The 2,779-nt window shown below is 69.9% G+C and carries 3 protein-coding genes and 2 pseudogenes; 2 read left to right on the top strand and 3 right to left on the bottom strand.

All coding sequences use genetic code 11. The features are described from left to right. Positions 1-117: 117 nt before the first annotated feature. Positions 118-240 (bottom strand): annotated as a pseudogene (locus KN815_RS51120) (IS5/IS1182 family transposase); the annotation flags it as partial. Positions 241-477: 237 nt separating this feature from the next. Here KN815_RS51120 and KN815_RS51125 point away from each other — a divergent pair. Next, positions 478-921, top strand: coding sequence for a helix-turn-helix domain-containing protein (locus KN815_RS51125; RefSeq protein ID WP_253209563.1), 444 nt, complete (start codon positions 478-480; stop codon positions 919-921). A 78-nt stretch (positions 922-999) separates the two neighbouring features. Beyond that, complete coding sequence (locus tag KN815_RS51130) at positions 1,000-1,584, top strand: hypothetical protein (RefSeq protein WP_253209564.1); 585 nt, start codon at positions 1,000-1,002, stop codon at positions 1,582-1,584. A 232-nt stretch (positions 1,585-1,816) separates the two neighbouring features. Here the strand turns inward: KN815_RS51130 and KN815_RS40845 are convergent. Both KN815_RS40845 and KN815_RS40850 read right to left on the bottom strand, forming a co-directional pair. Further along, positions 1,817-2,199: pseudogene (locus KN815_RS40845) on the bottom strand (WhiB family transcriptional regulator). A 259-nt stretch (positions 2,200-2,458) separates the two neighbouring features. Further along, positions 2,459-2,779, bottom strand: a 321-nt coding sequence (locus KN815_RS40850) for an alpha/beta fold hydrolase (protein ID WP_507229925.1), incomplete at its 5' end; no start/stop codon positions are given.

The raw sequence follows: 2,779 nt of genomic DNA on the forward strand, positions 1-2,779 counted from the left end.
GGGGTGCAGTGGCGTGATCTGCCTGAGCGGTTCGGGCCGTGGAAGACCGTCTATGTTCAACCAGCCTGTTTGGGTGCCAAGTTCGGCGGGTTTCCGTGACGGCCTGGGGCAGTTGGATCAGCGGGCGGACCAGAGAAAGATTCCGGCTATGTGGAGTCCGGCCAGGTAGACGGTTGCGGCCTTCCCGTAGCGGGTGGCTATGCCGCGCCACTGCTTCAGACGGTTGATGCACCATTCCACGGGTGTTGCGTGCCTCGAGGGCGGCTGCGGCACCGGTCATCGCCCCGGCCCGCAGGCCCGCGGCCAGACCGGCGACGATGTGCCCCGGGGCCAGCCTGCGGCAACGGTCGACGCCCCGGATACATGTGAGACATCCCTTGCTTTAATGACCATTCCAGAACTGGTACGTTCAGTGCGTTCCTCCGCGGCGGTGCCCGGCCCATGGAAACGCCGGGAACGCGGCCTCGGGGAGTGGGGATGGACAGGACGGCCTTCGGCCGGCTGTTGCGTGAGGCGCGGCAGCGCACGCTGCTGACACTGGATGGCCTCGCCGAGGCGTCCGGGGTGAGTGTCCGGGCCATCAGCGACATGGAGCGCGGGCAGAGCCTGCCCCGTCAGGCGACGCTGACCGGGTTGATGAACGCCCTGGGCCTGAACGAGGACGAGCGGCGCCGGTTCGTCGAGGCGTCGATGCGGCGCACGGGGCAGGTGCCGCGGCAGCTGCCGCCCGACCTTGCGGCATTCCGCGGCTGGAAGGAGGCGCTGGAGGCCGCCCACCACCTCACCTCCCACGTCGCCGGGCGGGGCGGGCACGTCGTCGTCTCCGTGATCGGGGGCATGGCGGGGTCGGCAAGACCACGCTCGCGGTGCACTGGGCGCACCAGGTGGCGGAGCAATTCCCCGACGACCAGCTCTATGTGAACCTGCGCGGCTTCCAGGACACCGGCCGGCCCCTGGACCCCGGCGAGGCCCTCAGCGGGTTTCTCGCCGCGCTGGGGGGTGCCCAACAGCGACGTGCCGCGCGGCACCGAGGAACGCCGCGCTCTGTTCCAGGAGCGGACAGCGTCCCGGCATCTGATCGTCGTACTCGACAACGCGCGCGACGAGGAGCAGGTCAGGCCGCTGCTGCCGGCTTCTGCGGGGTGTCTGACCATCATCACCTCCCGCAGCCAGTTGTCGGGTCTGGCCGTCACCGACGGAGCCCGTCTGGTGGGCCTGGACGTGTGGACGCGCCAGGAAGCGCTGGCGGGACTGGCCGCGCGGATCGGCGAGGACCGGTGCCTGGCGGAGCCGCAGGCCGCGGCCGAACTGGTCGAGTTGTGCGGGTTCCTGCCGCTGGCGGTCGCGATCGTCGGCGCGCAGCTGAGCGCGTCCCCGGATGTTCCCCTCAGGCTGGCGGTGCGCGAGCTGCGGGAGGCCCGGCCTCGGCTGGACGCCCTGTCCGCCGATGACCGGCAGGTCGACGTCCGTACCGTGGCGGCGGGGAAAATTGCTCACGGTTGTAGCACCTGGCTCACGTGGCACCGGGAGCCGGTAACTGAAGGCGCGCGAAGGGCACATGTGCAGACGGCGCACGGGTCATAGTCGATGCCCGGAGTCTATGGGCAGGATGAGACCAGGTGTGGGCAAGCCGCAGCGACATCTCCATCCTCGTCTGAACACGTGTCTCAGGGGGCCTCTGGGCATCGGCTCACTGACAACCCGGCACCACCGCTCTGGTGCCGACAGGGCCACGGCAGGGTGTGCGGCACGCCCGCCGTGGCCACCCACCATGGCACGCTCACGCCCAGTGAACCGCTGGTCGCGAACGCGGTGTTCAGGCCCTGCCCCACCGGGGGGCCTCAACATCGTCGCCGGGCACAGGCAGCGCGCGCCCGACGCGCGGCACCGGCACCACCGCGGCCCGGCGCGCCTGTTGAGAACCGCTGAGCGAAGCCGCCTCGTACGTCGCACGAGCCGTCTGGAGGATCTCCGCCCAGGACGTGACGTCCGGACGGCGGTGCAACAGCACACACGGCGCTCCCGCTCAGTCATCGCACCCCAGACACCGTGCTCCACACGGTGGTCCAGCGCGTAGGCCAGGCACTCGACCTGCACCGGGCAGTGGACGCACACGGCCTTGGCCTCGTTCTGCGCGGCGCCTTCGGCGAACATCCGGTCCGCCTGCGTCCGGCACAGCCCTCGGTCAGCCCAGTCCATGTCTGCCGCGATCCTCTGTGGTGTGCCGGGCCCCGCCCGTAGCGCCCTTACACACATATAGAATAGATACGTGCGGCATTCGCCCACTAATGGCGACATCGTCGCCCTCGGCCGGTTCACCGTGGTGCCGAACGGTCCCGCGTGAGCAGAGGGCCGTGGTGTCGGCCCTCGTACCGGATGCGGTGACACAAGGCGGGGATGTCGCCCGAGGCGCGGTGCGGCATACCCCGGACAGCTCGTCGAACCCGCCGCGGTGCGTTCACCCCTCTCCCGGAAGGGCACGAATGCCGCGTTCGTCCAGCCAGCCAAGCACGTAGTCGGCGACGAATCGCCATCCGTTGTCGATGACCAGTGAGTGGCCTCGGTCCGCGAACTGCTTGAGGTCGGTCACAGCCGTCGAGTCACCGTACTGCTTGTACACCGTGCGCGTGACGGAGTCGGGTATCAGTCGGTCCTCCTGCCCGGAAAGGAGCAGAAGCGGGCCACGGCCGGTGTTGGCGATGTCCGCCACGGCGTGCGGGCTGCGAACCGCACCCGCGCATCCGAGGTCGGCGAGCAGACGGCGCGGTGTCGGCACCGC

The organism is Streptomyces niphimycinicus, assembly GCF_018883605.1.
Lineage (GTDB): Bacteria > Actinomycetota > Actinomycetes > Streptomycetales > Streptomycetaceae > Streptomyces > Streptomyces niphimycinicus.